Source organism: Rhizobium sp. WSM1274 (assembly GCF_025200775.1).
GTDB classification, from domain to species: domain Bacteria; phylum Pseudomonadota; class Alphaproteobacteria; order Rhizobiales; family Rhizobiaceae; genus Rhizobium; species Rhizobium leguminosarum_I.
On record NZ_CP104138.1, the window covers coordinates 2978620 to 2998538 of the forward strand.

The following is a 19919-nucleotide window of genomic DNA, read 5'->3' on the forward strand; positions in this document are numbered from 1 at the left end:
CTCCCCGCTGGGGAGAAGAGATTCGCGGCAGCGCCTAGGCCACCGCGAACCTTGATTTTGTCTCACGACGTGGCCACGGACTCCCTCTTCTCCCCAGCGAGGAGAAGGTGGCCCGAAGGGCCGGACGAGGGGCGGCGCGAAGCGACGTCTTGAGCATCGCGAAAGACAGTAGCTCTCCGCCCTCTCGACCTGCCTTAGGCCGCGATGAACTCGTTCCAGCGGCGGACCATGTAGCGGTCCTCGTCCATGACGGAGTTCCAGCAGGCCACGGCGCCCATGCGAGCCTCGAAGGAGCCGCCGTCGCGAACGGCGCCGGCCTTCTCCATCACCTTGCCTTCAGGCGACAGGATATCGCCCTGCGCCGGCTTGCCTTCGATCCAGTAGCCCCATTCGTCGGCCGACATGAATTGCTTGGCGGTATCCATGCAGGCGGAGTAATAGCCCTGGCGGTTGAGGTAGCCGCCGACCCAGCCCGATGTGTACCAGTTGATGTATTCATAGGCGGCATCGAGCTCGGCGCCCTTGAGATGCGAGGCAAGGCCGAGACCGCCGCCCCAGGCGCGGTAACCTTCCTTGAGCGGCTGGAAAGTGCAGGCGATGCCCTTGGAGCGGACGGCGGCGACAGCCGGCGACCACATCGACTGGATGACGACTTCGCCCGAGGCCATCAGGTTGACGCTTTCGTCGAACGACTTCCAGAAGGCGCGGAACTGGCCGTCGCCCTTGGTCTTGATCAGGAACTCGATCGTCTTGTCGATCTCTTCCTTCGTCATGTTGCCCTTGTCGGCATATTTGATCTTGCCCGAGGCTTCCATGATCATCGCCGCATCCATGATGCCGATCGACGGGATGTTGAGGATCGCGGTCTTGCCCTTGAAGGCCGGATCGAGAATATCGGCCCAGCTGGTGATCGGACGGCCGGTGAGGTCGGGGCGGATGCCGAGCGTGTCGGCATTGTAGATGGTCGGAACCATCGTCATCCACTGTGTCGGCTCCTTGGCGAACTTCTTGGAACCCTGCGCCTCGACGAAGCCGACCGTGTGCGGCGCCGTGCCCTGGGCAATGACGCTGTCTGCCTTCAGCTTGCCATTGATGAACAGCGGTACGATCTTGTCGTAATATTTCAGCTTCTTGACATCCATCGGCTGCATGACGCCGGTCGGGAACACTTTCTTGGCGATCCAGTATTCGATGTCGGCAATATCGTAACTGTCGGGCTGGGTGACGGCACGCTGGGCGGCGGCGTCGGAATCGGTTGCCGTCATTTCCAGCGTGATGCCGAGATCGGCCTTGCACTTCTCGGCGATGGCATTGATGTTGGAAACGCCGGTGCCGAACTGGCGAAGCGTGATGTTCGTCTTCGCCCAGATGGTGGGAAAGCCGGTAATCGCGCCGGAGCCGGCGATGGCGCCGACGGCGGCAGCACCCGTCTTCAGCAGCGTGCGGCGGGAAAGACCCTTCTCCGCCTTGGTCGATGTCGTTTCAGTCGTCATGTCAGTTCCCCTTTTCTTGATATGGAAGGTTCATGGTTCTTGATGGTGATGGTTTATGCAGAAGGTCGGCCGAGAAGCACGGCATCTTCGGGCGCCCAGCTGAGCGAAACGGTGTCGCCGACGGCAACCGGCCGGGCGAAATATTCAGCGTCGTCAGCGATGACGGTGAAGTCGTCGCTGCCGGCGCCGAGAACGGTGATCTTCACGGAAGAGCCGCGATATTCGATGTTGGAGACGATGCCATCGAAGCCGAGTGTCCATTCGCTCGCCACCTGCAGCCGCACGCGGTCGGTGCGGATGCCGATATCGACCGGCTCGCCGACCTCCCTGCCCGTCCCGCGCACGGAAAAGCTCTGACCTTCCGGTACGGTCATGACGAGCACGCCGTTCTCGCTCGAGGTCACCCGGCCGGACAGCACGTTGTGATCGCCCATAAACCGCGCGACGAAGGCCGTCGCCGGCCGCTCGAAGACCTCGCGCGGTGCCGCCGCTTGCTCGATCCGGCCGTCATTCATGATGACGATGACGTCGGCGAGCGCCATCGCCTCTTCCTGGCTGTGGGTGACGTGCACGAAGGTGATGCCGAGCGTCTTCTGCAGTTTCTTGAGTTCGGCACGCATGCGGATCTTCAGGAACGGATCGAGCGCCGACAGTGGCTCGTCGAGCAGCAGCGCTTCCGGATCGGTGATCAGCGCGCGCGCCAGCGCCACGCGCTGCTGCTGGCCGCCGGAAAGCTGGGCCGGACGCCGGTTGGCATAACCCTCCATCTGCATCAGCTTCAGCATCTCGAGCGCCTTGGCCCGGCGCTCTTGCTTGTCGACGCCCTTCATCTTGAGGCTGAAGGCGACGTTGTCGATCAAATCGAGATGCGGGAAGAGCGCGTAGGACTGGAACATCATCGCCGTGCCGCGCCTGGCCGGCGGAAAATCGGTGACGACGACATTGCCGAGCCTGATGTCGCCCGACGAGATGCTCTCATGGCCGGCGATCATGCGCAGCGTCGAGGTCTTGCCGCAGCCCGACGGACCGAGGAAGCAGCAATAGGAGCCGGCCGGAATCTTCAGGCTGATCGCATGGACCGCCGTCGTCGCGCCGTAGGCCTTCGAAACGGATACTATATCGATCTCTGCCGCTTTCGACATCTGCGTTCCCCTGTTCGGAAAAGACGATGCATCTGCCGTGCCAGACTCCGTGTCTTGAGGTAAGCTATTGCAACACAATGACTTTATCAAAAGCGCCATTGAGAGAGCAAATTATAGGCGCAGCGCTATCTGCACATGATTTAGGCTATCGTGCGCAATTTGTGCAAAATATCGTATACAATCTGACCACCAATTCCGGGACAAAATCTGTTTAACTTTTGCTGCGAACATGGCTATGCTTTGCCGACCATCGGGAAATAAATTTCATGAAATCCGCCGCCAAGGCTCAGCAGGCCGAAGACTCCGCCGAAACAGGCGCGCAACAGATCCGCGATGCCATTCGCGAAGCGATCGTCGAGCGCAGGCTCTCGCCCGGCACCAAGCTTTCGGAAGGCGACGTCGGCAATCTCTTCAATGTTAGCCGCACGCTTGCCCGCGCCGCCCTGCAGGCGCTGTCCTATGAAGGTCTTGTCAGCGTCGAGAAGAACCGCGGCGCCTTCGTCGCCTATCCCTCGCCGGAAGAGGCTCGTCAGATCTTTTCCGCCCGCCGGCTGGTCGAACCCGGCATTTTGCGCGAGGCAGCGGCGCGGATCACGCCTGATGACATTACCCATCTGCGACAGCTTCTGCTGGAAGAAGGCCGCCTGATGAGCGAGCGTGGCCAGACGGCGCGCCGCGCCGAAATCAAGGCATCGGGCGATTTTCATCTGATGCTGGCGGCCTTATCGGGAAACTCAATCATGCAGCGCTTCATGGAAGAGCTTGTCGCCCGCTCGTCTCTGGTGATTGCGCTCTACGGGCAGTCGACCGCATCGAGCTGCGGCCATTCCGAACACGGTGACATCATCTCGGCGATCGAAGCCGACGAACTCGACCGCGCCTGCCAGCTGATGCTGCATCACATCGCCCATATCGAGGCCGATCTCGACCTGCGCGAACGCAAGAGCCTGGGCCTCAAGGAAGCCTTCGAACTCTGAACATGCAAAAGACGCGGGACGCGGATGCTTCACCGCGCCCGCTTCAAATGGCTTTCGAAACGCTACCAAGGCGTCTTCTTCGGCAACATCTCAAAGGCAGCGAAGATATCCTCGGCGCTCATCGGCTCGCTCGAGCGCAGCTTAACGGTTCCGTCGCGTCCGATCAGGATCAGCCCGAACTCGCCGGACGGCGGCCCCTGCAGCCGCTCGCGAATATCGTCGGCATCGAGTTCCCAGTCATCGTCAAACAGCGCAAACGCGCCGCCGCCGGCGATGCTGAACACCTCGACGTCTTCCTCGATCAGGCGCATATGCGCCTTGCGCAGCCATTCGTCCTGGATAAGCGCGCGGTCATCTTGCGCATCGGCAAAGATGATCAGCACCCGTTTCCTGTCGCGAAACTGCTCGAGCGATTGCGGAAGCTCAGGCTCACGCCTGGGTGTACCGATGATTTCATGAACAATAGATTTTAGCATGGTGCTTCATTCCTCGCCCGTCACCACTGCATAATTCTTAAATCGGCATCGATCTAGGGATGGATTATGCAGCAGTTCCACGTGCTACAGCGCCCTTTGCGACTCTCGGAAAGGGCGCTGTAGTGGCGGGCTATGCCTGCCGAATTAAACGGCTGGGAATAAGCGAGGTTCCGCCAAAAAGCGAAAAAGGATCGCAGCCATGGCCGCGGTCCTCACCCTATCAGTCGCGGCCCTGGTCTTCCGACGCGTGGGCCGAAACGGCGACGATATCCGCAGCCCCGGTGACGTGAAGGCGCTTGCGCACCAAAACGCCCATGACACGCGCCGCCGTCGAGAATGTCATCTGGTCGAGCGGGCCTTCGCCTTCCCACGGCTTGGTCAGCCGTTCGGTGACGGCGCCGACGATGTTCATCGGCACGATGTCGGTGCATTCGCGCATGGCTTCGAAAACGAAGCTGATGGGCATGACCCGTCCTTCGTAGGTCACGATCGGTTCGGTCAATTCACTGTCCCATTCCTCGAAGGCATAGAGCGCTTCGCGAAACAGCTGCTGGAGGTCGAACGGCGCATGGCCGTCATGAAGTGGCGGCAGTGCATTGATCATGTCTATCTCCTCTTGATGGATTGAAGCCAAAGTCCTCCGGTATCGGTCGCGCCAAACGCGGGGAACGGAACGTTTTGCTGCCCCTGCGAACCGAATAACACGATTGATTCTATAGGGTAACGCCCTGGGGTAAAGCCCATTTATCCCAGCGCATGGAAGCAAATTCCATAACGCCATGATATTCTTGCATGTTTTAGTGGAAATTTTCTTGGCGTGCGCCATTCGTCAAATATTTTTGCCTCCCGCCTGAGATCGGTCCGGAATGGGACAAAGGGCAGAGATCGCTGGAAATCACGGAACTTTTGGCATTGTAATCTGTTTTGTTCCCGCATCCGCCAAACCGACTGGGGTTACCACCAATGACGCAAATACGTGAACCGGAGCGCCGGAGCAGAATCCTGCGCGGCCGTCCCTACAGCCTTGATGAATTCGCCTCCAAATACGGCCTCCGAAACGACCAGGCTGAGAGCCTGTTCACCCGTTTCGGGCCCTCCTCGATCGAGCTCGACCTGCTGATGGCAGCCAAGCGCCGGCCACCGGTCCTGCAGGACAGAATTGCCGAATAACGCTTTTGATGAATGGAATGGATCGATGAGCGACAGACGCCACGAATGGATCAGCAAGAGAGCTTACGCGATCTGGGAAGAACAGGGCCGGCCCGATGGCCGCGACGACGAGCATTGGCGCCAGGCCGTTTCCGAACGCGATGCGCTGGAACGCACGCAAGCCTCTGTCGATGGTCGCGAGGTGCTGGTGAAGTTTCGTCCGAAACCGCAGCGGCCAGAAGTGCCGCGTCAGGACTGGGTCAATCCTTCGACAAAGGTCGGCTAGGCCTTCCCTGTCTCCGGCTCAGCCCAGGCTGAGCCGGAGGCGCGCCTGAAAATCTCCCTGCCACCACATCGGGAAACTCGCTCCCCACTTATTGGGGTTGCCCGTCTCGATCGCCTACGGAATGAAGCGCTCGTGATATTGCCGCAGACTTTCTCGGCATGATCGGCAAAGCCGATATCGAGATGTGTCTTGAAGACCAGATTCACACGCTTTTCAGTCATTCCATTCCACACATCGGTGATGATATCCGAAATTCTGCCAGCGCTACAAAGGCGCGGCGGAATGTAACCGTTTCCACAAGCACCATTGCTCCTGCCGCAAACGCTCCGTCAACCATTTTGGAACAAATCGATGAAATAATGCGGATTTCTTAACCGTAGATCCAGAACGCTACGTCCCTCCTTTCGCCGCGAAATCGAATCACGACATGAATGACGACGTCTTCATCGGCAATCTGGTAGATGGCGGTGGGATTTTCCTGGCGACTGGCATCATCGCCCTGTCTAAATTGCGGAGAAAAGCCTGGGCCCTCGGGAAGGCGATCGTCAGAAAGCGTTGCTTTCCTGGCAGAGCGCCCGGTGGACCTCGGTCCAGAACAGCGCCAGCGGCGTGTCGCCGTTGCGTTCGGCAACGAGGGCGCGGATCAGCGCTTCGGAGCCTGCCATGTCCTGCCAGCTGGATTTCAGGCCCTTGGCGGCCTGTTGGCATTCGGCAATCGCGAATGGTCTCTTGCTGTCCATATGAGGTCTCCTCATGACAGGCGCTAGCAGATGGGGGCCAAACTGTCATTCCCCGCATATGTGGGGATGCCTTGTATTTATGACGGTCCTCACGGTAGGATTGAGGGAATTGGGGCAGTGGAAATGATTGAGAATACCTACAGCGAAAAGTTCGAGTCCGCTTTCGAACAGATCAAGGCCGCGGCCAATGTGGATGCCGCCATCCGCATTCTCCAGGCGGAATATGGCCTCGATTTCGTAACCTACCATCTCGCCCAGACGATCGCGGCCAAGATCGATTCGCCCTTCGTACGCACCACCTATCCGGATGCCTGGGTCTCCCGCTACCTCCTAAACAGCTATGTGAAGGTCGATCCCATCGTCAAACAGGGCTTCGAACGCCAGCTGCCCTTCGATTGGAGTGAGGTCGAGCCGACGCCCGAGGCCTATGCCATGCTGGTCGACGCCCAGAAGCACGGCATCGGCGGCAACGGCTACTCCATTCCCGTCGCCGACAAAGCGCAACGTCGTGCGCTCTTGTCGCTGAATGCCCGCATACCGGCCGAGGAATGGGCCGAGCTCGTCCGCCGCTGCCGCAATGAATGGATCGAGATCGCCCACCTGATCCACCGCAAGGCCGTCTACGAGCTGCATGGCGAAAACGATCCGGTGCCGGCATTGTCGCCGCGTGAGATCGAATGTCTGCACTGGACGGCGCTGGGCAAGGATTACAAGGATATTTCGGTCATCCTCGGCATATCCGAGCACACCACCCGCGATTATCTGAAGACCGCCCGCTTCAAGCTCGGCTGCGCCACGATCTCGGCCGCCGCCTCGCGGGCCGTGCAGCTACGCATCATCAATCCCTGATCCCCTCATCTGAGGGGGCCCATCTGAGGGAATTTCCGATCCGGCCAGCCTGAACCATTCTGCTTTCCACGAACTTGAAAACGCTGGAGGGCAAAATGTTCGTTATCGTTCAGGCACATGAGTATCAGAAATACGCTGCCGTACTCGACCAGATGTTTCGCCTGCGCAAGAAGGTCTTCGCCGATACGCTCGGCTGGGACGTTCCCGTCATCGGCCCCTACGAACGCGACAGCTACGATTCGCTCGCCCCCGCCTATCTCGTCTGGTGCAACGACAGCCGCACCCGGCTCTATGGCGGCATGCGTCTGATGCCGACGACAGGCCCGACCCTTCTCTACGACGTCTTCCGCGAGACGTTTCCCGATGCCGCCAATCTTATCGCCCCCGGCATCTGGGAAGGCACGCGCATGTGCATCGACGAGGAGGCGATCGCCAAGGATTTCTCCAATGTCGACGCCGGCCGCGCCTTTTCCATGATGCTGCTTGCGCTTTGCGAATGCGCGCTCGATCACGGCATCCATACGATGATTTCCAACTACGAACCCTACCTCAAGCGCGTCTACAAGCGCGCCGGCGCCGAAGTGGAAGAACTCGGCCGTGCAGACGGCTACGGCAAATATCCCGTCTGCTGTGGCGCCTTCGAAGTATCGGACCGGGTGCTGCGCAAGATGCGCGCCGCCCTCGGCCTCACCCTACCCCTTTATGTCAGGCACGTGCCGGCCCGCTCGGTCGTGACCCAATTCCTGGAGATGGCAGCATGAACCGCCTCGCTGAAACCGCCACACAGACCGCAATGCAGAAGGATATCGGCGCGCTGGAGCGCCATGTTCTTGCATCCCGCGAGATCGCCACGCAGATAGGGGATCCCTTCCTCTCCTATCTCCTCTCCATGGCGCTGTTCACGATCTACGAGAAGAAGGCCCATCATGAGAACGAGGCGCTGAGGAGCAGCTTCAGCTGAGGGTGTGGTCCCCTCCGCCCTGCCTGAAGACGAGCATGTCTCCCGGCGCCTCGCGCGCAGCCGCAAAAACAGTCCCCGTTTTGCGGCTGCGCGGCGTGCTTACGCCATCAGGGCATCGATCGTTGAAATCAGCGTGTCGTGCATGTAGGGCTTCGGCAGGAAGGCGGTATTCGCGGGCAGCGCCATCGGATCGAGCCGCACCATGCCCGAGGTGATGATAATGCCGATATTCGGACGCATCGCCCTCACCCGATTGGCAAGCTGGAGACCGTCCATCGAACCGGCCATATTGACGTCGGTGAAGAGGATATCGACATCCTGCCTGCCCTTCAGCACCACCAGAGCCTCGTCGGCATTCGCCGCCTCCAGCGCCACATGGCCGACCTCCTCCAGCACATCGAGGATATTGAACCGGATCAGCGGCTCGTCCTCCACGATGAGCACAACTGCGCTGTTCAAAGCCGCCATCTGTGATCGCCCTCTTCATGCGGAATGTGACTTGGATAAGTGTCGCCCACGCGAGAAGGTTCCAGTGGCTGCCCACGAAATATGCATCGTCCACAGATGCTTGCGCTCCCCGCTTGTGGCTCCCCCGGATTTGCGTTAGAGCGGAAACCGTGCTGCGGGAACCATTGCCCCGGCACCCAAGCGCCGGACACGGCGCCAAGGGCCTGTAGCTCAATGGTTAGAGCCGGCGGCTCATAACCGCTTGGTTGGGGGTTCGAGTCCCTCCGGGCCCACCATTCCTCTTGTATCAATCCAGCCGGTGTAGCCGGGCGCAAATCCCGGAATTTTGATACCAGGTTTCGGAATTTTCCGTTTCAAAAAAGCATTCGAATGTCTTGTCCTGAGCCGCACAAACCGCCCTTCGCCGGGCGTACTCATTTCTCGTGAAGATCTGGGTGCGTCGATCCCGGCACGCTCGTTCGCAAGGAATGCTGCAGAAACCCACAGGTCTTCTCAAACTTTCCCCGATGGTCGAAAGGATTGTCGGATGCACGCCATCCGCTTCCAGACGTCACCTCCGAGTTCGGTGACCGATTCCACAGATGCATTAGGCCTTCGGCGTCCGGTCCGGTAATCGCGAAGTCAATATATTTAAGTTTGTCGATCAACTTCGTCACATCGGGATGGTCAAATGAATGTATCTCGAGCTTATGGGCAAATTTGTTCCGGATCTCAGCTATTAGCTTCAAGGCTTTGCGGGCGCCTGATCCGACTATCCCCAACGCAAAAGCGATATCCACTCTTGCAGTGAAAGTGTTGAGCGGCCCATACCGCATCGGGTCGAATAGACGATCAATAATCTCTGGATCAGAATGCCGCCCAGGGAAATAGCGTTCAATTGCCGAACGCAAGAACTCCTCGACGACGGTTACGTGAAAAATAGCAATCGAGCGGTCCGCCTCGCGGCGAGCCTGTCTCATCGCTTCGCCTTGAGAGACGACTGCATCGTAGGCTGCCTCTCCTCCCCAGGCCACGATCATTGCGTTTCTTACTTTGGCTTGAAGTGCTTCAGACCAAGCCCTTTGCTCTTCAATCGACCAGATTGGCGGCTGAGGCTGCTCACTTTCTTCACCACGCGCTAAACGTTCTGCGTGCTTTAGGAGTGCTGCCTGCAGGCGTGCTATCTCATCGTCCTTTTCGACGAGCCGTGCGGCTGTAACCTTTGTCATTGAAGCAACCCGAGCGACTTAGCTGCAGCCTTTGTGATCGTGCACAGCGGCGCGTTCAATTTCGCCATCAACGTCACACTAGTACGAATGAACTGCAGTGCCTCCGGATTCAATAGTTTATTTGTCAACGTACTTTTCCAAAGCATTCTGGTCGATACCGTAAGCGCAGGGGTCAGCATGAGCGATGATCTGCGCGAGGCCGCCAGCAAGTTCCTGTCCGTAAGGTCCAATCGGCCGCTGCCTCACTGCTCCATACTGATAACGCGACGGCCAAAACCCCGATATCCCGCTAACGCGTAATTACCCTCAAAGATCAACTCTTTCGCGTTGTACCAACTCCGCTGGAAGTGTAATAGGTCAATTCGACGGGCGTAATTTAGCATCCGCTGATATCTGCAGAATTTCCCTGTCGCAGGTTGTTCTCCCTATAAACTTAGGTTCTCTACTGGTTGGAAGGACTTGCGACAGGACTTCTGCCTTGTTTTCCAAAGCCCTTTTCGTTGCCGCTTGCTGTTCTTTTGCCATGGAACCCAAGAGGTTCAATGCGACCTCACCCGGTGCGCGCCGGATATGGCAATCCGCGCCTCAATGCGCCTTCTGCCAATGCAAGCTGCTGGCGCTGATGGCGGATGTCCTCGACTATTCGGCCGCCTTTCTCTCCTTTGCGAAAGGCTACCACCTCAGCGAATTCGTCGCCGACCGGGCTTGATCTTCGCTCTGGATTCACAGCCGCACCCATGAGCCTCCTACTGCTCCAGCTCGGCAATCGACCGGGATGAATGCGACCCCTTCGACATGCTGCGGCTCCCCATCGTCGTTGTCCAAACAAACGACGTCTGTAAGCGTAGCCGAGGCAGCCTTATCCGCATCTTTCGGGCACTGCGATGCTTGTCAGAAGGGAGAGCTGGCTGTGAGCAGTCGGCCGTAATCGCCAACTGCAATCTCCGCTCGCTCGGTCTATGGAAGGCCAGTCATGGATTGAGCCATAGGGGCGATGTGGGGCGAAACATCGGCTGCCGCCATAACAGCATCTGATGAATGGGTGGTGGGCACGGGGGTACATGAAAGGCGCTTTATAGATCCTCGCGGATAGAAAAAACGTAGTTATAAGGCGTTCCGGAAGAGCCCTTCTGGATCTCGTCGATCGACAGGGAACGAAATTTTCCATTTCTCACGCAATAGGCAGAATATCCGAACGGCTTTAGATAGTCGATCACACTGGCGACGGCGTTGGGTCGATGCCGGTCTTCCGCTTCGATGAGCAGGTTTGGGTGATCCCGGTTCAGTATAGCCTGCGCGCCTTTGAGTACTTTTAGTTCGTGCCCTTCAACGTCGATCTTGATGAAGCCTACAGGGCCGAACTGATAGCTATCCAGGCGCCGGGTTGGAACGGAAATTTCTTCAACATTTTGCGTCGAAAGCGTATTCTGCTCCTCAATCGTGGCGCAGCCATCCATGAGCTGATCACGGGGGATCCGCATCGTTGCAACGCCAGCGCTGTCGGACAGCGCGACCTGCTCGACCCGAACCGATGAACCAAGCGCAGCCTTCAGAAAAGCGACCATATTAGGCTGAGGTTCGAAGGCGACGACATCGCGCGCATACTTGGACAGGAACCAAGAATAGACACCGTAGTTCGCACCTATATCGATTGCAGTCTGGCCCCGACGGCATAATCTATCGAGGATCCGAAGCTCGGGCTCACCATGGCGCCATTCTCGTGAAGCGCGCGTCCATAGCCTGAACCGAGGTGGAGCAATATTAGCGATATGAAGCATGTAGGCTCCCGGTAACTCGAACGCATGCGCTATCCGCTCGTCGAGCGGCGTGACCCTATTTTTCCATCTTCGGTGAATTGGCAATCAGTGGCTAGATCATCGATAGTTGATGCCTTGCGCGGCCATTTCGCCACGCCTAGTTCTTTAGGTGAAGTCGACTTAGCCGTGGATCCCTTCTGTAGGCGTTGCCATGCAACCATGATCGTGGCAGCGAGCGCTGGTGAAGGGGTTTTCCGCCATAACAAAATCTTGATCGACAACGACAGTGATCAGGACGTCCCATGGCCCTATTTGCCAGATTATACGGACACTTTGGATAGTGAGGGGTGAGGAGATGCTTCAAACTCGCAAACTATTGGAGGCCATGACCGCCGTCTTCGTCATTGCCATGTCGGCATCGGCCTGCAGCACGAGCCCAAACAACTCGATGCAAACGGGCTCGATCGGCTATACCGCTCATAGCGCTGACTTTGCCCTTCGGCCCGCCTGCCGCGATGGATTCGGCAATGATCGCCCATGCAGCTACTAGCGCTGGGAAATTAGAAGTCTGATTGAATCACACGGCTTCGTCCGGCGGCATCATGCCCGATCGGCGCAGATTTCTAATAGCTACAAGAACGTCCATCGCTCGGCCTGAACCCACCCCCACAGGCCGGATTAAGCGGCTGGCTCTCATAGTAACCGCCGCCGATCGACGACGTCTGGTCGAGGCTTCCGGACGAAGTGCAAGCCGAAATGATCGTGGCAAGACTGATCAGCGTTCCGGTCGCGATAAATGCGAAAAATCGGTTCATCTGGGCTTCTCCTTCGGAAGGGGCATAGTTTTACCCCAAGCAGGCAATCTACCACGCCAGGGCGAATACAGACGAGGATTTATAGCCCCCGACGCTCTCGGCTGCCCCTTCTAACGCCAATGTGATCACCTTTTAGGCCAGCCCCGCCCGAGCCATGCACCGTCACATAACTGTCATGCAAAATTGCCCATTGTTATGGCAGCTTGGGCAAAATACATGCTGCCGGCTAACAAAAAAAAGAATGAGTAAACTGCCATGAGTGCCATACAGAAACTTTTCAACCGCAATCTCCTCACCCGTTTCGTCGCCGGTCTCGGTGCTGTTCCCCAGCGTATTCGGAACGCCCGCGAAGAGCGCAAGCCCGCCATCCATCCATCTTTCATGGACGATTTCGGCGCCTAGTCGGACGATTGGCGATCAGCTGACCCGCGTCCCGCGATAGCGATCTCACATGTCACCCCAAATGACATCAGATGTTGAAGCCGTCTGCGGCTCCTGATCAGTCCGCGGCGGAATATTCCTTCCGAAACCAAATCCGGTCAACGGGCCGGCCTCCCGCATGCCCGCTGACCCTGCCGAATTCGACATATCCGAGCTTCGGATAAAGTCCGGGGCCTGGGTCGAGAGCGTGTAGACGCAAGCCATGACGGCGGCGCGGCGGCGGCCCTCTTCTTCCGCCGCCGCCATCAGCTTCCTGCCGATGCCGCTCAGGCGCAGCGATTTTGCGACCCACAGATTGCCGATGAAAAGAACCGAGATGGAAACAGCCGCGTTCTCCCGCCGGCAAGCTCTCCACTCTCCCGCCAGACGATGGCGAAGGCCCCGCGTCTGATCTCAGCGCTCTCGTTGAAGGCACTTATGCCGTCGGAAATCGCGGTCGCGACCTCGGCCGGGACGGGATCGAACGTTTCGAACACCGCTTCCTCGTCGTCGATGGTCGCCATATGATAGCGAGCCGACGGTTCCGGTCCAGCCGTTTCGGCTCGGCGGACGTCCTTGGGGATTAGGCTCCAACGCGGGCATCTCACACATTTTTCTCTCGCTACGCCTGCGCCTGTCTTTTCCGCCGCAATAGCTTCACAATCAACCGACAGAAAGCTGTTCAGGGAAATGACAACCAAGGAATGAAAACATGGCGCCGAACTATACCAGAACTGTCCTGATGACCGCCCTTCTGGCGCTGCCGCCCGCCGCCGCAGCGCCCGCATTCGCGGAGGAGGCAAAAGCGCGCGAGCCGGTAATTTCGGTGACCGGCGACGGCGAATCGTCCATCGCTCCCGATATGGCCGTCGTCAATCTCGCCGTCGTCAAACAGGCGAAAACCGCCCGCGAAGCGCTCGATGAGAACAACAAGGCGATGAACGACGTGCTTGCCGCGCTGAAGAGCGGCGGCATCGCCGAGCGCGACCTGCAGACCTCGGGCTTTTCCATCCAGCCGCAATACAACTATCCGCAGCCGGTCGACGGCCAACAGCAGCAGCCGCAGCTGATCGGCTACCAGACCATCAATTCGATCACCATCCGCCTGCGCGACCTCGCCAAGCTCGGCGCAGTGATCGACCAGTCCGTCAGCCTCGGCATCAATCAGGGCGGCGATATCCAGTTTACCAACGACAAGCCGGACGCCGTGATCGACGAGGCACGCAAGGATGCTGTCGCCAGTGCCGTCAAGAAGGCGAAGACGCTGAGTGAAGCGGCCGGCGTCAAGCTCGGCCGCATTCTCGAGATCAACGAGAATGCGCCGCGCACGATGCCGCAGCCGGTCTATCGCGCCACGATGATGAAGGAAGCCTCCGACGCCGCCGTTCCCGTCCAGGGCGGCGAGAACAATTACAATGTCAGCGTCACCGTGACCTTCGCGATCGAGCAATAAGCATTACAACGCCGCGTGTCTTTTCAGATCCGCGGCGCTCGAACTGCTGACAGTGTCTACCGACTTCCTGCGGATTGAGACACAAACAGAGTTCAGTGTCGCGAGATCTTGGCTCTGGAAATCGGCGAGACCAGCCCATCCGGCTGCCGCCACCTTCTCCCCGCGCGCGGGGAGAAGGGGATATGCCGCGACCTCTCCGTTCCCCACCAACCTCTCGCAGGGCACGTCCCCTCTCCCCGTTTTACGGGGAGAGGGTTAGGGTGAGGGGCAGCCCTTGGCGCGAACCAGACGGGCGTGGACAGGGCCGAGGATGACGCCGGGGAAAGAGCGAGGTTGTCATAAAACTGAACGCCGCGCGTCTTTCCAGACGCGCGGCGCTGTAAAAAGGACTTTCACAAAAAGAAAACCGCCCTTGCCGATCCGGGGAGACTGGCAAAGGCGGTTGTGGCCGCTGCATCGGGGAGACGAGGCGGCATTCTACTTTGATATCAGCGGCGCAGAGCGGGGCAGCCACGGACATTGGCGAAGCTCATCTCATCGGGGCCGCGACGCGTCCAGCCTTGGACGATCACCCGGCGTGGCGTGATGTCGACGACGCGTGCGCGGCGGAAGCCGTAATCCCGGGCGAGGTTTTCGGCGAGCTGCGGATTGCAGCCGCGCGACGGGCGGCCGTAGCCCGGAGGTGGACGATCAAAACCCGGCGGCGGACGGCGGTAATCCTGCGGCGGACCACGGTCCGGCTCGCCGATAATGATATTCAACTGGGCGGCGGCCGGGGCCACCGTGCCGGCCAGGGTGCCGGCTGTCAGCATAACGGCAAGACCCGCCTTTGCCAGAAACTGCATCATCAAAAAACCTTTCGTTTGAAAGTCGGGCCGGTCAAGCCGCCCTCCCCATTGGTCCGCATTACGCCGAAGCGTCATTTGGGAATCAGTCATACAGATGAGAGAAGAGACGGCTGAAAGTGTCAGCGTCAAGGCAGAAACGGACCGGAAGCGCCGCAGCGGCGCCTCCGGCCGTTGTCCTCAGCGCCGGATCAGCGGGCAGCCGCGGACATTCGCGAAGATGATCCTGTCCCAGCCGCGCCGGTCGCGCCCGGCTACGACAACGACCCGGGGCGACATGCGGGTGATATGGGCTCTGCGCAGACCGAAATCACGCGCCTTGTTCACCGCATGGATCGGCGAGCAGCCGCGGATCGGACGATGATATTGCGCCTCGACGACGAAGTTCGTCTGGGGCCCGGCGGCCGCCGCTGTCGAAACCGTGGCCGGCATGGAGCAGAGGGCGAGCAATGCGGCCAGCGAGGCCTTGGCGAGGAAATGCGTCATGGAGTGTCTCCGTCGGTTTGATAGGCTCTCCCTTCAGGGATTGTCTCGACAGTAAACGCTGCAAACTGAACGGTGTTCGAACCACCCATTCAGTTTTCATTCACAAGGATTAACTCTCTCACGGGCTGAGATGCAGGACAATTTCGCGCCGGTGCGGGCGGTCGCGATGTTCGAAAAGATAAAGGCCCTGCCATGTGCCGAGCATCAGCCGCCCTTCCGCAACGGGAATGCCCGTCGAGACCTGGGTCAGCGCCGCCTTGATATGCGCCGGCATGTCGTCTGGCCCCTCGGCCCTATGCACGACCCAGCCCAAGGCAGGGCTGCCTGGGGCATCAGAGCTTGAGCAGCGTCTCGAAGCCGCCATAGATCATCCGCTTGCCGTCGAACGGCATCTGCCACTGGTCGCCCTTGAGCCTCGGATCGGCCATCACCTTGGCATTGATATCGTCGCGCTCCCGGCGCGAGCCGTAGACGATCCAGGAAAACACCACCACCTCATCCTCCTTCGCCTGCACGGCCCGGGGAAAGGAGGTCAGCTCGCCATAGGGCACGTCGTCGCCGATACATTCGACATATTCAAGCGCGCCATACTCCTTCCAGATCGAGCCGGCGAAGGTCGAGAATTCCTTGTAGGCCTCGATATTTCCCTTCGGAACCGCCACGACGAAACCATCGACATAGGACATCTCGCTCCTCCTTCGCGTGTCTGCGCCCGGTTATCACGGAAGAGATAGGAGACTTGCCAAGCGGGTCCAGTCCGCTGCCGAGCGGTTAACCGCGCCCTTATCAGCTTCCTGGGGTTCAGGGCCCGTTGACCAGTTTGAGGATGAGCTGCTGGATATTGCCGCCATCACCCATTTCGATCTTGTCGAAGTCGCGGCCGCGCTGGCGTTGTCTTTGGGAGATCTCGCCGAGCCGTCGGGTGAGCTCGATCCTGATCTTCTTGCAATCGGGATCGTCGGCAATGGTGAGGCCGACGCTCATCGTCTCGATCTCATTGACCATCTCCTTGATGGTCTCGCCATGCACCCGCTCATGCGCCTGCACGCCTGATATGAAGGCCTCCCAGCTGCTCTTCACGGCGGCTGGCAGCGCAGCAGATGGTTTCGGCAGCGTATAGGTGATGATGAGCTTCGGCCGGTTGGTCACGATAACGCAGGCATTTCCCTGCGCTTCGTATTTCCTGGTCCAGGTCAGCTTGAACGTCGTATGCGCGATTGCCCGGCCGAAGCCGCCCGCCTCCGGCCCACGCTCGCCGATCGATGCATAGAGCCCGGCCCCCGACGTGCCTGATATCGAATAGGGCCGCACCTCTTCGACCGCCTGCCACTCGGCCAGCGCCACGGCCGGCACGGAGATGAAAAACGCCGCAAGCACATAGGATAGAAAATTTGTCGTCACGGACGGCTCCGCCGAATGTTGTTTGGGGAGAACCTAACGGGAGCACTCGCCGCTTTCAACGCGTCATGCATCCGCTAGCCCTGCAACGTCTTGACCTTGGTGAGATCCGGGAAGAGCCGCATCCACAGGAGCACGACGACAATCGTACCGAGCCCGCCGACAACGCCGGTGGCGACCGGCCCGAGGGCTGCCGCCATCATGCCGGATTCGAATTCGCCGAGCTGGTTGGAGGTACCGATGAACAGCGAGTTGACGGCACTGACTCGGCCGCGCATCTCGTCCGGCGTCAGCAGCTGCACCAGCGAGCTGCGCACGACGACGCTTACCGTGTCGGACGCGCCGACGACGAACAGCGCTACGACGGAAAGTGCAATATTGGTCGAAAGCGAGAAGACGATGGTGGCGACGCCGAACACGGCGACGGCGGCAAGCATCTTGCGCCCGACATTGCTTTCGAGCGGCCGGCGCGCAAGCACGATCGACATCACGAGCGCGCCGATCGCCGGCGCGGCGCGCAAAAGGCCGAGCCCCCAGGGGCCGGCTTGCAGGATATCGCGGGCAAACATTGGCAGCAGCGCGGTCGCGCCGCCCAGCAGCACCGCGAAGAGATCGAGCGAAATCGTGCCGAGCATCACCGGCCGGCTGCGGATGAAGGAGACGCCGGCAAAGACCGAAGCGAGCGTCACCGGCTCGCGCCTAGCAGGGCTCCATTGCATCCGGATGGAGATGACGTTGAAACTCGCAACGGCAAAAAGCAGCGCGGCAATTGCAAAGGGCGCGACGGGATGGAGGCCGTAAAGCAGGCCGCCGAGCGAGGGGCCGATGATCAGCGCCGTCTGCATCATCGAGGTCGAGGTTGCAACCGCCTTCTGCAGCATTGAGGCCGGCACGATGTTCGGCAACAGCGCCGCCATGGTCGGGCGCTCGAAGGCAACGACGGCGCCGAGCACCATGACGGCGGCGAGGATGCCGGCCGGCGTCAGCCATTGCTGCCAGGTAGCGATCGCCAGCACCAGCGCCGTCACCGCCTCGATCAATTGGCAGACAAGCCCGATGCGCCGCCGGTCCAACCGGTCGGCGACATGGCCGACGACGAAGGTCAGCACCACCATCGGCAGGAACTGGCAGAGGCCGACGAGGCCGAGCGCAAAGGCGCTGTGCGTCTGGTCGTAGATCATCCATCCCATGGCGATGCCAATGGACTGGAAGGAGAGCGAGGAAAAAACGCGGGAGGCAGCGAAATTCAGATAGCCGGGGTGGCGAAGAACGCTCCCCGGTCCTTGGGATATATCCATTGCGATGTCACCGGCCGGCTACGGTCGCGCCAGCCTTTATAAGGAGTTTTTAAGAGGTCGGAGCGGTGTTCTGCCCGAATGGGCGATTTGTCAATCGCAAGGCGCAGCCGCCGCCGGTTTGTACTGGTCTCACCTCGTCAGCATATCAATTATCAATGATCGCTTATATCGGATATCGATTTCCGATATGACAGCCGCATGCCCTAATCTCCTCTTGTCATAAACAAAGAGGCTCTCGATGACCTTTGATACAACCGCAAGCGCACTGACTGCAGGTCAGCATGCAACGCTTGAAACCTTCTACGGCGCATTCACCCGCAAGAACCCCGATCTTCTCGACGAAGCCGTCACATCGGGCTGGCAGGATATTCCGCTCGCCCCCGGCCAGGGTCCCGGCCCAGCTGGGCTGAAGCCGATCATCCTCGGCTTCATCGAATCCCTGCCGGATGTGGAGATCGTTGTCGACGAAGTGATCGGTTTCAACGATCGCGCCGGCGTTCGCGCCCGTATTGTCGGCACCCAGCGCGGCGCGCTCTTCGGCATTCCGGCCACGAACCGCCGGATCGAGATCGCGCTCCATGAATTCCACCGCTTCGAAGGCGACAGGATCTCCCATACCTGGCACCTCGAGGACTGGTTCGGCATGCTGCACCAACTCGGCGCTTGGCCGCCGAAGGCGGTGTCCCTGCATCCGGAGAGCGCGTGATGAAGGCCGCCCGTATCTATGCCCACGGTGTAATCGACGATATCCGGATCGAGGATGTGCCGGAGCCGGTACCCGGCCTCGACGAGGTGCTCATCCGCGTCGAGGCAGCCGCCCTCAATCCAATGGATAACAAGCTGCTTGCCGGATATCTGAAGGACTTCTTCCCCCTCGCCTTCCCCTATACGCTCGGAACCGATCTCGCTGGAACGGTGGTGGCAACAGGTCCGCTCGTCGCCACCGTCAGGCCAGGTGTAAGAGTGATCGCGCGCACAGACCCAACGAGCGGCGGCGCCTTCGCCGAACTGGCGGCCGTGCCCGCCCGACTGGTTGTTCCAATTCCGCGCGATCTGCCGTTCTTAAACTTTGCCGGCCTGCCGACGGCTGCGGCCAGCGCCTGGCAGGCGCTGTTCGAGGCCGGAGCCATCCAGCCCGGCCAATCGGTGCTCATCCATGCCGGCGCTGGTGGCGTCGGCAGCTTCGCCGTTCAGCTCGCAAAGCGTGCCGGCGCGCATGTGACGGCGACAGCCTCTGCGGCCAATCTCGATCTCGTCCGCTCGCTCGGTGCCGACCGGGTGATCGACTATCGCAACCAGGATTTTACTGCCGTCGCTGGGGCCGTCGACCTGGTGATCGACACGGTCGGCGGCGAAACGCTGGAGCGCTCGCTCGGCGTCATCCGCCCCGGCGGCAAGCTCATCGGCCTTTCCGCACCGTTCGACACCGAAGGGCCGAAGGCGCGCGGCATCGATGCGCAGTTTCTCTTTCATGAGAGCGATGCCGGCCGCCTGGCCGCAGTGGCAGCACTCGCCGCAGATCGTCGTCTCCAAAGCGTCATCGGCCAGGAGTTCGCCCTTGCGGACACGGTCGAGGCTTTGCGGTCCCTTTCGAAGGGCGGCGCCCGCGGCAAGACCGTGGTGAGACCCTAGAACAGGATGATTTTAGGCCTGTTCGGCCTAAAGTCTGAATCTGTTCTCAATGAAAGAGTTAGAGCA

27 protein-coding genes, 1 tRNA gene and 2 pseudogenes are annotated in these 19919 nt (G+C 59.8%); 14 read left to right on the forward strand and 16 right to left on the reverse strand.

All coding sequences use genetic code 11. From position 1 onward, the window contains the following. Window positions 1-194: 194 nt before the first annotated feature. Window positions 195-1493, reverse strand: a complete 1299-nt coding sequence (locus N2600_RS15010) for an ABC transporter substrate-binding protein (RefSeq protein WP_222386327.1) — start codon at window positions 1491-1493, stop codon at window positions 195-197. 53 nt (window positions 1494-1546) lie between these two features. Further along, complete coding sequence (locus tag N2600_RS15015; protein WP_170255222.1) at window positions 1547-2635, reverse strand: ABC transporter ATP-binding protein; 1089 nt, start codon at window positions 2633-2635, stop codon at window positions 1547-1549. 266 nt (window positions 2636-2901) lie between these two features. On the opposite strand from N2600_RS15015, the gene N2600_RS15020 reads away from it, so the two are divergent. Beyond that, the gene (locus tag N2600_RS15020; protein WP_162115916.1) at window positions 2902-3612 is read left to right on the forward strand and encodes a GntR family transcriptional regulator; all 711 of its coding nucleotides are present in this window, start codon (window positions 2902-2904) and stop codon (window positions 3610-3612) included. Between the two features lie 62 nt (window positions 3613-3674). Here the strand turns inward: N2600_RS15020 and N2600_RS15025 are convergent, their stop codons facing one another. Then, window positions 3675-4088, reverse strand: a complete 414-nt coding sequence (locus N2600_RS15025) for a DUF4174 domain-containing protein (protein ID WP_017965169.1) — start codon at window positions 4086-4088, stop codon at window positions 3675-3677. Between the two features lie 220 nt (window positions 4089-4308). Then, window positions 4309-4692, reverse strand: coding sequence for a hypothetical protein (locus N2600_RS15030; protein WP_222386328.1), 384 nt, complete (start codon window positions 4690-4692; stop codon window positions 4309-4311). Between the two features lie 359 nt (window positions 4693-5051). Here N2600_RS15030 and N2600_RS15035 point away from each other — a divergent pair, with 359 nt between their 5' ends. The 3 genes from N2600_RS15035 to N2600_RS15045 all read left to right on the forward strand — a co-directional run bounded on the left by N2600_RS15035 (window position 5052) and on the right by N2600_RS15045 (window position 5897). After that, window positions 5052-5258, forward strand: a complete 207-nt coding sequence (locus tag N2600_RS15035; protein ID WP_017965171.1) for a hypothetical protein — start codon at window positions 5052-5054, stop codon at window positions 5256-5258. A 25-nt stretch (window positions 5259-5283) separates the two neighbouring features. After that, window positions 5284-5523, forward strand: coding sequence for a DUF2934 domain-containing protein (locus N2600_RS15040; protein ID WP_017965172.1), 240 nt, complete (start codon window positions 5284-5286; stop codon window positions 5521-5523). 158 nt (window positions 5524-5681) lie between these two features. Next, window positions 5682-5897: a hypothetical protein gene (locus N2600_RS15045; RefSeq protein WP_222386329.1), complete on the forward strand. Its 216-nt coding sequence runs from the start codon at window positions 5682-5684 to the stop codon at window positions 5895-5897. A 171-nt stretch (window positions 5898-6068) separates the two neighbouring features. Here the strand turns inward: N2600_RS15045 and N2600_RS15050 are convergent, their stop codons facing one another. Then, complete coding sequence (locus N2600_RS15050; RefSeq protein WP_017965174.1) at window positions 6069-6263, reverse strand: hypothetical protein; 195 nt, start codon at window positions 6261-6263, stop codon at window positions 6069-6071. 123 nt (window positions 6264-6386) lie between these two features. Between N2600_RS15050 and N2600_RS15055 the strand changes: the two genes are divergently transcribed. The 3 genes from N2600_RS15055 to N2600_RS15065 all read left to right on the forward strand — a co-directional run bounded on the left by N2600_RS15055 (window position 6387) and on the right by N2600_RS15065 (window position 8073). Next, the gene (locus tag N2600_RS15055; RefSeq protein WP_017961376.1) at window positions 6387-7112 is read left to right on the forward strand and encodes a LuxR family transcriptional regulator; all 726 of its coding nucleotides are present in this window, start codon (window positions 6387-6389) and stop codon (window positions 7110-7112) included. Window positions 7113-7207: 95 nt separating this feature from the next. Further along, window positions 7208-7873 carry an acyl-homoserine-lactone synthase gene (locus tag N2600_RS15060; protein ID WP_222291688.1) on the forward strand — a complete coding sequence of 222 codons (666 nt, stop codon included), beginning with the start codon at window positions 7208-7210 and terminating at the stop codon, window positions 7871-7873. Next, window positions 7870-8073, forward strand: coding sequence for a hypothetical protein (locus tag N2600_RS15065; protein WP_017965177.1), 204 nt, complete (start codon window positions 7870-7872; stop codon window positions 8071-8073). The genes N2600_RS15060 and N2600_RS15065 overlap by 4 nt, the downstream gene beginning before the upstream one ends. 99 nt (window positions 8074-8172) lie before the next feature. On the opposite strand, the gene N2600_RS15070 is transcribed toward N2600_RS15065, so the two are convergent. After that, window positions 8173-8541 carry a response regulator gene (locus N2600_RS15070; protein ID WP_222386330.1) on the reverse strand — a complete coding sequence of 123 codons (369 nt, stop codon included), beginning with the start codon at window positions 8539-8541 and terminating at the stop codon, window positions 8173-8175. A gap of 199 nt (window positions 8542-8740) precedes the next feature. Here N2600_RS15070 and N2600_RS15075 point away from each other — a divergent pair. Next, window positions 8741-8816, forward strand: a tRNA-Ile gene (locus N2600_RS15075). A 138-nt stretch (window positions 8817-8954) separates the two neighbouring features. On the opposite strand, the gene N2600_RS15080 is transcribed toward N2600_RS15075, so the two are convergent. Beyond that, window positions 8955-9749 (reverse strand): hypothetical protein, encoded by a 795-nt coding sequence (locus N2600_RS15080; RefSeq protein ID WP_222386331.1) that lies wholly within the window; start codon window positions 9747-9749, stop codon window positions 8955-8957. A gap of 523 nt (window positions 9750-10272) precedes the next feature. Here N2600_RS15080 and N2600_RS34470 point away from each other — a divergent pair. After that, a complete protein-coding gene (locus tag N2600_RS34470; protein WP_222386332.1) occupies window positions 10273-10458 on the forward strand; it encodes a hypothetical protein in 186 nt (61 codons plus the stop codon). A 364-nt stretch (window positions 10459-10822) separates the two neighbouring features. Here N2600_RS34470 and N2600_RS15090 read toward each other — a convergent pair whose 3' ends face one another. Continuing rightward, on the reverse strand, window positions 10823-11527 hold the full coding sequence (locus N2600_RS15090) for an FkbM family methyltransferase (protein WP_260296666.1): 705 nt from the start codon (window positions 11525-11527) through the stop codon (window positions 10823-10825). A gap of 334 nt (window positions 11528-11861) precedes the next feature. Between N2600_RS15090 and N2600_RS15095 the strand changes: the two genes are divergently transcribed. Then, complete coding sequence (locus tag N2600_RS15095; RefSeq protein ID WP_260296667.1) at window positions 11862-12056, forward strand: hypothetical protein; 195 nt, start codon at window positions 11862-11864, stop codon at window positions 12054-12056. Between the two features lie 73 nt (window positions 12057-12129). Here the strand turns inward: N2600_RS15095 and N2600_RS15100 are convergent, their stop codons facing one another. After that, the gene (locus tag N2600_RS15100; RefSeq protein WP_017965185.1) at window positions 12130-12321 is read right to left on the reverse strand and encodes a hypothetical protein; all 192 of its coding nucleotides are present in this window, start codon (window positions 12319-12321) and stop codon (window positions 12130-12132) included. Between the two features lie 255 nt (window positions 12322-12576). Between N2600_RS15100 and N2600_RS15105 the strand changes: the two genes are divergently transcribed. Then, complete coding sequence (locus tag N2600_RS15105) at window positions 12577-12723, forward strand: hypothetical protein (protein WP_003541569.1); 147 nt, start codon at window positions 12577-12579, stop codon at window positions 12721-12723. 97 nt (window positions 12724-12820) lie between these two features. Here N2600_RS15105 and N2600_RS15110 read toward each other — a convergent pair. After that, window positions 12821-13265, reverse strand: a pseudogene (locus N2600_RS15110) (GNAT family N-acetyltransferase). Between the two features lie 188 nt (window positions 13266-13453). Between N2600_RS15110 and N2600_RS15115 the strand changes: the two are divergent. Then, complete coding sequence (locus tag N2600_RS15115) at window positions 13454-14194, forward strand: SIMPL domain-containing protein (protein ID WP_260296670.1); 741 nt, start codon at window positions 13454-13456, stop codon at window positions 14192-14194. 488 nt (window positions 14195-14682) lie between these two features. Here the strand turns inward: N2600_RS15115 and N2600_RS15120 are convergent, their stop codons facing one another. From N2600_RS15120 to N2600_RS15145, 6 genes and pseudogenes are all read right to left on the reverse strand, one after another. Then, on the reverse strand, window positions 14683-15042 hold the full coding sequence (locus N2600_RS15120; protein WP_017965188.1) for a hypothetical protein: 360 nt from the start codon (window positions 15040-15042) through the stop codon (window positions 14683-14685). 177 nt (window positions 15043-15219) lie between these two features. Continuing rightward, window positions 15220-15525 (reverse strand): hypothetical protein, encoded by a 306-nt coding sequence (locus N2600_RS15125; protein ID WP_162119546.1) that lies wholly within the window; start codon window positions 15523-15525, stop codon window positions 15220-15222. 118 nt (window positions 15526-15643) lie between these two features. Further along, window positions 15644-15844, reverse strand: a pseudogene (locus N2600_RS15130) (YjbQ family protein); the annotation flags it as partial. A gap of 13 nt (window positions 15845-15857) precedes the next feature. Continuing rightward, the gene (locus N2600_RS15135; RefSeq protein ID WP_170254915.1) at window positions 15858-16211 is read right to left on the reverse strand and encodes a DUF1428 domain-containing protein; all 354 of its coding nucleotides are present in this window, start codon (window positions 16209-16211) and stop codon (window positions 15858-15860) included. Window positions 16212-16326: 115 nt separating this feature from the next. Continuing rightward, on the reverse strand, window positions 16327-16926 hold the full coding sequence (locus N2600_RS15140; protein WP_170254912.1) for a DUF922 domain-containing Zn-dependent protease: 600 nt from the start codon (window positions 16924-16926) through the stop codon (window positions 16327-16329). Window positions 16927-17000: 74 nt separating this feature from the next. Beyond that, window positions 17001-18221, reverse strand: a complete 1221-nt coding sequence (locus tag N2600_RS15145) for an MFS transporter (RefSeq protein ID WP_260296672.1) — start codon at window positions 18219-18221, stop codon at window positions 17001-17003. 238 nt (window positions 18222-18459) lie between these two features. Here N2600_RS15145 and N2600_RS15150 point away from each other — a divergent pair, with 238 nt between their 5' ends. Next, window positions 18460-18927, forward strand: coding sequence for an ester cyclase (locus N2600_RS15150; RefSeq protein WP_162119550.1), 468 nt, complete (start codon window positions 18460-18462; stop codon window positions 18925-18927). Then, a complete protein-coding gene (locus tag N2600_RS15155) occupies window positions 18927-19853 on the forward strand; it encodes an NADP-dependent oxidoreductase (RefSeq protein ID WP_260296673.1) in 927 nt (308 codons plus the stop codon). The genes N2600_RS15150 and N2600_RS15155 overlap by 1 nt, the downstream gene beginning before the upstream one ends. The last annotated feature ends 66 nt before the right edge of the window (window positions 19854-19919 follow it).